The organism is Bacteroidota bacterium (assembly GCA_030706565.1).
In the GTDB taxonomy this organism is placed as follows: domain Bacteria; phylum Bacteroidota; class Bacteroidia; order Bacteroidales; family JAUZOH01; genus JAUZOH01.
Window position 1 is genome coordinate 1 of the sequence record JAUZOH010000139.1, and the last position, 8,903, is coordinate 8,903.

Sequence of the window (8,903 nt, forward strand, 5' to 3'; positions counted from 1 at the left end):
AACAAAGTTCAAATTCACCTTGTGGACCTGACCTTTAAAGTTTTTTCCGTTTTTTCTCTTCCCGAATTAATGATTTAAGGTTAATTATTTTCATTCTTTTATAAAAAAAGACAATGCATTTGAAGTTTTTTACATGTTTTATGCTTTGTTTTAATGGCATATATCATGATACATTCTTTAAAGAATTCACAGATAAAATTAAACTATGATTATACCTTAAAAAATAGACAAAAAATTTCGATGATGGACAAAATAACTTTTTATGAAGAATTCAGAACATATTTAATCCAGGATATTCCGGGGTAAAACAATTCCGATAAAGACCTAACCGGCAACCTTTTAAGAATTGCCGGTTAAGTCTAGAAAACATCAGCTTGCAACATCATTTAATATTCTGATTTATACCCCATTTCATATTAGGTACATCTCCCAGCCAAAGTTCAAGTACCCCACCTTCAGTAAATTCCGAATTTGATAGTAAAAATGAATTGAAGTCTGTCCCATTTAATTTTGCTTTTTGGATATAATAATTTTGAGAGGAGTTATTATGGGTAATGATTTTAAATTCTTTTCCATGATAATAGGATGTATCTAATTTTATACATACCTCATCAAAAACAGGACTGGTAATTTCATAAGAAGGATTGATTTCAGAACCCCCGTTGATGGAAAACAAGCCCATAGACATCAGTGCACTTAATGCGCCCATCTGCCCCTGATCTTCGTCACAACCGCCATATCCCTTATCCGGAGTTATCCCCCCATAGGAGCGTTCACCGACCTGTCTTACCCAATATTGGGTCTTCCAAGGTTGTCTTGCAAAAGCAAACACATGTGCAGATGACAATCCCGGTTCATTCGAATAATTCACATACTGATTAAAGAAATTAGAATTTTGGGCTTTACAAAAGGCAAAGTCCAACTTTGCGCACAAAGAATCATTCCCGCCCATTAAGGCAGACAAATGGGAAAGATCGTGAGATACGCCAAAGGTAGCCTGCCATGAATCAGATTCGACAAAACCCTTCCCGTCAAACGGATTTGTACTTGTCCATTCTCCCTTTTCATTCTTAGGCAGGATCAGTTTCAAATCCCTATTAAATAATTTGTCCCAACCTTTTGAACGCCTCAGGAAATATAGAGCATCCTTTTTCTTTCCAAGTTTCTCAGCCATTTGGGATAAAGCCCAATCTTCAAATGACCATTGTATCGTGTAACCTGCTTGTTCAGGTGCATATCCATTCTTTATATAAAATCTCATTTTATCATCCTCATTGAATGACATCATGCCTCCCGGAAGATGATTCCGTTTCATCGCAGCATATCCCTGGGCAATATCCCATTTTTTACAAATCCCCCTTTGAAAAGCACTGGTAATTAGCGATGTAGCCGGACAACCGGACATAATGTATGAATACCCTCCGAGGTTTGGCCCCCTTGGAAGCAGTCCTCCGTTTTCCGAATATTGAATAAGAGAAGCCGAGAAATCATCCAAAACTTGTGGATAAGCCAGTCCCCACAATGTGTTTAGATTCCACATAGTCAACCAGAATGCATCGGAATTATACATATTGAATCTGAGCTTCCCATTTTTTTCTTTGGGAATTGTTTTTAGCTTGAAAACTGCATTATACTTGAACTGACAACGGTTACCTTCTGTAAACCTCACTCCATGAGTTAAATCAGGATAATCCCCATTAATATCATTGATTTTATGACGGCCTAAAAGCACATGCCACAAATCGGTATAAAACTTAATGCGCTGACTGACTGTTCCACCTTTAACAGCTATCTTTCCAAGCCATTCGTTCCATTCATTCCGGGAAGCATCGCGGACATCATTAAAATCCCAGGACGGACATTCCGAATCCATATTCAGTCGGGCATTCCCTATACTCGTAAAAGAAACGGAAGCTTTAAGCTGGAGCAAGTCCCCGTTCTGAACAATATAATTAAGCTTCACGCCCCCATCTTCACTGTCCTGAGTTTCCGTATTTTTATATATTTCTTGTTTATCCCAACCGTCCATGGAGACGAAAGGTTTGTCAAAACGTACAATAAAATAAATCCTGACATTCTGAGGGCCACCCCAAAGCCGGTCGGTACTTAAAAAAGATCCTTCAATCTCCGAATTGCTCACTTTCCGTATTTTACAATCCCTCATGACTGAATTTCCAAGTTTCCCGCCCAGAGAAACAATCACAGCAGCTTTGCCAGGTTTCACAAAACGATAACGATAAAAGCTGACCCGGTCGGTAGATGTTTGCTCTACCCATATCCTGTGGGTTTTTAAAAACAGGCGGTGATAGGCAGGCTGCACAATCTCATCATCATGCGAATAAGCAGATTTCCAACCCATCATTCCATCACAGGGATTTATATCTCCTCCAACAGGCATAATATCCAAACCCGATTCCATCCAGCAATGCAGTTGTGAAAAACCCAGGATATAGTTTCCGTCATAATTATATCCACCGCCACCCTGGTTTTTATTTCTGGTTACCGGCGCTGCTCCTATCATGCCATAGGGTTGGTTCCCGGTGATCGAATAGAAAAACCGTCCGGGAATTGTTTCAATATAAGGATCCACCCAGGAAACGTAATCAGAATATCCTTCAGGTGATGAAAAAACCTCAATTTCAGAGAATCCTACATTTTTGCCATCAGCATCAATGGTCACAAACCTCAACCTGCTTAATTGTGTAGAAGGAAACTGAATAACCCTGGGCGAACCATCATTTGGGATATTATATACTTCCAGGCGGAAGCCATGATCCCCTTCAATTCTGACTCCTGCATTGTGATCAGATTCATTGGGCCGGTCATACAAAATAATCTTATTTATCCATCTGGGTGTATTCCACGCCAATTCAATCCATGGATAGGACATTTTACCCCAGTAATCCACATTCCCTTTGGAAGCCCATTCGCCTACCCCATCGGCCCCTATTATTCCATCTATCACTTTGTATGCATTATAATCCGCACTCAATTCACTGGATGCCCTTACTTTAGCAAAAGGAGCAATATTATTGGGATTCGAATGAACCTCATAAGCCCCTGTAATAAAAATCAATAAGAATAATATCTTTTTAGCCATCATTTTTTCTGTTTCCCCGTTTTAATCTTATTTGTATTTATTTGTATCAACAATATATAATTTAAACAAGATTATTTCTGAATCGATAAAGAAGGCGGAGGAGTGGAGTTTTGTCCCCATCCATGATAAACAGCCCCCATTTCCAATTCAAGTTTGCCCCCGTCTTTTATATCTTCATGACGGAACCACGTATTATTAAGGGGTTTGCCATTAAGTTTGGCAGATTGGATATATCTGTTTGTATCTGAAACGTTATGTGCAATTACTAAAAACTTTTTCCCGTGTTCCAGTGAAATTTCAGCATTTCTAAAAATGGGAGAGCCAATAAGATAAACATCCTGACCTGCAACCGGATAGAATCCCAATGCGCCCCAGATATACCATGAGGTCATGCAACCGGAATCATCACTTCCCGGAAGTCCTCCACGGGTGGTATTATAATCTTCCTTTAATATTTTCCTGACCCTATCGGCCACTTTATCAGGTCGCCCGATATAATCATATAAATAAGGAAATTCAATATCCGGTTCGTTGGTCTGGGTGTAATAATTACCGTCAAAAAGTAAATCAAGTTTTTTGAGGAATTCGTCTTTACCACCCATTCGGTCAATCAAACCTTGCATATCATGAGGTACTGAAAAAGCATACTGATATGGAGTTCCTTCGTAAAAATAACCGCCCTGATAATGCTGCAGCCTGAAATCAGGGCGAAAACCATCAGCCCAAATCCCATCTTTTGTTTTTGCCCAAAAAAATCTTTGTTCAGGATAAAACAGGTTATAACAATTTAAAGAATACCTGAAATACCTTTCCTCATCAGCTTTCTGATTAAGCGTTTTGGCAACCTGACCGATGCAAAAATCGTCATAAGCGTATTCCAGGGTATATGATGTTCCACACCGGATATCAGAAGGGCAAAAGCCCAGTTCCTGATATTCCTTATGCCGCCCATAGATGCCGACCTTATCAGATTTTTTCTCAGCATTGTCCTTCATGGCTTTAAAAGCATAGGAATAATCGAAACCTCCCAGATCCTTAACAATGGCATCAGCCAATAAAACATCAGCATTTGTACCTCCCTGCTGCATGGCATAATGTCCGGTAATCCAGGCATCCGGGATCCACCCGTTATGCCTGTAAATATCCAGCAGACTTCTGATAATACGCCGTTCCTGATCAGGAGCAATAAGCAGGTACAAGGGATTGGCGGTCCGGTAGGTATCCCAGATACAATAATACTCCCAAAATGCAGGTTCGCCGGATTGCCATTTGGGATTTTCTCCGGTAATATCAGTAGGCATGATAAAAACCCTATAGAGGGAAGTATAAAAAATGGTCCTTTCGGAATCGCTTCCGCCCTGAACCTTAATCCGCGTCAGATAACTTTCCCATTTCTTTTCAGCTCTTTCTTTAATCTGATTAAAATTCCAATGGGGAATCTGCTCATCCAGGTTTTCTTTTGCTTTTTCAATGCCCAACGGAGAAATTCCTACTTTTAAACAAACAATTTCGTTTTGATGAGTTGAAAATGAAAAAAAGACGCCGCCATCTTTCCCTTCAAGAATTTTCCTGGAAACCGAAACAGTATCTCCATTCCATATACCTATAGCCTCAGCATCCCTGTTCAATTCCGCATAAAAATAAACCCTGTAGGGATATCCATGTCCCCAACTCCCCGCACATTCGCCATAACCTTCAACAGAATGATTATTAACAAAAATCGCCCGGGTTTGAATGTTTCTTAAATATTGCCCGTTTTTTTTAATCATACTGCCCACATCAATAAGAATATGTGATTCTTTTGAAGAAGGAAATGTATACCGGTGAAATCCCACTTCTTGGCTCTGAGTCAGTTCGACTTTAATATGATAACGGTTCAAAGTAGTACGGTAATAGCCGGCAGAAGCGAATTCGTCCGATTTATCAGACGCATTATCCGTGACGTTTAATTCGTCGGTTGTGGGCAGAACAGAAATATTCCCATACTGTCCATTTCCACCGGTTCCGCTGACATGAGTGTGGCTAAAGCCTTTTATTGGCTTATCAGATAAATAGCCGGTTGTTGGGTGAGGAACTGGGACATCCGGCCCTAAACGTACAAAACTAAAAGGCAAAGAAGTACCGGGCAATACATTCCCGTCATTTTCAACACCTATGAAAGGATCTACCCATCTAAACAAAAATTTATTTTTAACAGGAGGATTTTCCGGAGTCCTGGTTTTTATAAGCCCCAACCGCTGAAAATTATTCTTAAAACCAAAAGCAAAAGACGCCTTCTGAATATTTTCTTTCCGATTAAGCTTATTTAAAGAAGAATTTGCCTTGGAAACAAAACAAGACAGGAATATGATGATTAAAAATTCTATATGAAATTTAACCGGGTAGATTTTATTTTCCATCATGTTAATGAAGTTTTATAAAAAATCATTTGGCAAAAAAACAAATCGGATCAGATCTATTTCATCTGATATTTATTTAAACTTCTGTATTTTAACTATTTAAATATTTAATATTCCCGATAGAGAATATAAGCAAACTAGACCGGGACAGGATTGAAGGAAACCGACAAAAAATAAAAGATGGACAAATCAACTTTCCAACAAGGATAAATCGTATGATTTTCTAAAATATGAGGGCCAGCCTGGCAAAACCTTTTGGCATATATTTCAAAAATTGTTCTTCAATTAATTCCAAACAAATTTCAGGTATAAATTTTCAAACAGGTTGGCCCTCAGCTTATGCAGAAATATTTAATTAATTCTAAATAAACTTATTGTTAATCGATTTTTTCCCAAGCAGAAATATTGAATAATTTTTTTCTGAAATTACCTGAACGTTTGACCAGCCCTTTCTTTCCATTCCAGGATAAGTCCAACCAGTTGTAATTTCCTTTTTCAAAATTAAAAGTAAAACCGTCGTCTTCAAACAAACGCATATCATTTGCAGGCTTCCCATATACTTTACAGTTAACTTCAAAAACAGTTTCCGGGGTTATAAATTCGACGGGTTTAGCCAAGGGAAGTATAGTTCCCTCTTTAATAAACATAGGGATTTGGTCAAGCGTCATCTGTATGGTGTATTTCTTTCCCCCCTCATATTTTTTATTCGTATTGAAATCATACCAAATTCCTTTGGGGAAATAGACTTCACGTTCTGAAACGCCCTCAATAAAGGGAGCACACATAATATTATCCCCCATCATGTATTGTTTATCGAGTCTCCATACTTCCGGATCATCCGGATAATCGACCACCAAAGCCCTGAATGGCGGGGTCCCTTCATAATGATATTTTGCAAAAGCCGCATAAAGATATGGGATTAAGCGCATTCTCAGTTCCACCAATTTCCGTACTTTCTGTTCAATCTGTTTATAATCTGGTAAAAATTCGCCATTATTATTTTTAGACCGGTCAAACTGGAACCAGGGTAAATTTTTCAAGAACCAACAATCTACTGACATATGAGAGGACATCAATGAATTTTGCATTCTGCGGATTAAATCATCAACCGATTTAGTTTGACGGACTTCCGGAGACCAGTTCACTCCGGCAAAACCGGAATTTGTCACCATAGTCACATAGTCAAAGGGACTGTACATATCCGAATATAAAGCCGAACAGTAAGGGGAGGCAAAAAGATATGAAGCCCTTGCTTCAAGAAAGGTTCGCTTATTTTCTTTTTTGAATTCGTTCCAAAGTGTTTTTTGATAAAGCAGGCCAAATATTTGCCTCATCTGTTCCCCATCAACTCCGGAAGGGAATTTTGCGATATCCGGGAAGCTCCATTCTCCATGTGCTTCATCATAATAGGCAGCATCGCATTCATCAAGTTTAAAAGCAGATATCCCTTTCTTAATCAAATTATTCCTGTGGTATTCGCCGAATATTCTTCTTGCCTGAGGCATTATAAAATCAGGTACAGCGCCCTTCCAAACGGCAAAATCTCCGGAATAGGGAACTATTGAATCAAATATAGGAGAGGTAGGATGTACATAAGCATGTTCCCATAAATTTAATTTATAGTTCATCCCCTGAATTACATTTAAAATACTGTCGGGATTTGGATAATTCCTTTTGTTCCATGCATACGAACAGGAATAAGAAGAAGACTGCCAACCCGGTTCTAAACCGAACATATCACAGGGAATCTTATTCTCCCTAAAGTACCTGGTAAAGTTAATGACCTCTTTATAGGTAAAATCTGTTTTTGCGCGGTACTTGAACCCCAAGCCCCAAATAGGTGGAATTCCGCCCCCTCCTGAAAAAAGGTTATAACGTTCAATGACATTCTTTAAAGTAGGGCCATCAAAAATAATCATTTCCATACCCTGAGCCCCATCTACAAGAACTTCCACCTCATCTGACGATTTATAATTTCTATTGTAAAGATCTTCTATTGAAGCTGAAGCTTTACTTCCGCCACCCACAAAATGTTTTAAAGCTACCGTTTGATCCAGTTTGTGTTGAGACCCCATGTAAAAAGTCACATAGCGTGAGGTATTTATTAATACTCCATACCCCTTTGAAGAAATATAAAAAGGCATGGGCGCATGACTAAACCCGAGATCGCCCAAGGGTGAAGGATGATAATCCCCAGAACTGCCAGAAACCCCACTGCTTGTTCTTATTTCCCTACGACAGGCACTTTGTTCAAATGTATTTATCTGTAAGCCGAAACCATAGATTTTTTCTGATTTATCTATTTTAAATTCAGCCACGGTTCCTTTGGAAATCCGGCTGAATTTAATTTCATCTACAGGGAAAGGAGCCTTTTCCTGATCAGGCATCTTTGTCAAAGCTGCTGAAGCAGCTTCCTTGAAGTCAGTCGGCCTGTACTTCTCAGGTGAGCCATAAGAGACTTTCCATACTCCTGGAGCAATTTTTGTTACTTCCTGGGCATTGGCGTAAACCATCACAACCCATGACAACAGCAGAACAGAAAAAATATTCCGAATTTTATTCATCTTACTTATCCTTTTATAGACTCGACATTGTGCATTCATCATAATTTACTGACTGATCTTCAGGAAAGCCACACCATGATAGGGAACATCTATTTCAAAATTATTTTCAAATTCTCCTAGATCTTTTTGCCGCCATACATCCCTTACTTTATATTTTCCTTTAATTCCCAGTTCTGATGGATTAATCAACATTTTCTGAGTAGTTTTAACATCTGAAGAATTCCAGAAAAAATAATTACTTACCTCCGATTTTTTATTCGTTTCCTTTGGATAATTAAACAATCCTACAGCTTTTTCATGATCAGCCAGATCCTTCAGCAGGATTAATCCATGTTCATCGTTTTTAATTATTTTAGCCTGATGGCCAAGCGTATCCTGGTCGATATCAATAACCTCGTTATTGCACAATACATTTAAGGTAAAAGGATCCAATTTTGCCATGTCACCGCTAAAAAACAAAGGGGCTGCCATTAACGACCACATGGACATATAGGCATATTGTTCATTTGGAGTAAGCACTGTCTTCTTGCTTTGATTGCCGCTGCCTATATAACCGATCAGAATATAATCAGGATCATTCCATGCTCCCGGATGCGCATATTCCCAATGTTCAGCATTGCTAAGACCAATCAAATAAAATCCGGGCAAATTATTGGTATTGGCTGCAGCGCCCAAATCATCGGTGGTTCTCCAGGAGTTTCCTACTTCTCCTCCCCATTTCCAGACCTGCCCCATACCATATTGACAAAGATTAAAGACCACATCCCGTTTTAATTTACGCACTTCGTTCCACATCAATTTATAAGGAGCCTGCATATCCTCAACAGTTTTGGAAGGTTC

At 39.0% G+C, this 8,903-nt stretch carries 4 protein-coding genes; all 4 read right to left on the bottom strand.

Annotated elements, in window-relative coordinates; genetic code table 11:
- Positions 1 to 382: 382 nt before the first annotated feature.
- A complete protein-coding gene (locus tag Q8907_08715) occupies positions 383 to 3,100 on the bottom strand; it encodes a GH92 family glycosyl hydrolase (GenBank protein ID MDP4274345.1) in 2,718 nt (905 codons plus the stop codon).
- Positions 3,101 to 3,171: 71 nt separating this feature from the next.
- Positions 3,172 to 5,502: a GH92 family glycosyl hydrolase gene (locus Q8907_08720; GenBank protein MDP4274346.1), complete on the bottom strand. Its 2,331-nt coding sequence runs from the start codon at positions 5,500 to 5,502 to the stop codon at positions 3,172 to 3,174.
- Positions 5,503 to 5,876: 374 nt separating this feature from the next.
- On the bottom strand, positions 5,877 to 8,063 hold the full coding sequence (locus tag Q8907_08725) for a glycoside hydrolase family 31 protein (protein ID MDP4274347.1): 2,187 nt from the start codon (positions 8,061 to 8,063) through the stop codon (positions 5,877 to 5,879).
- Positions 8,064 to 8,108: 45 nt separating this feature from the next.
- Positions 8,109 to 8,903 (bottom strand): alpha-galactosidase (locus tag Q8907_08730; protein MDP4274348.1); only part of this gene is annotated, 795 nt, incomplete at its 5' end.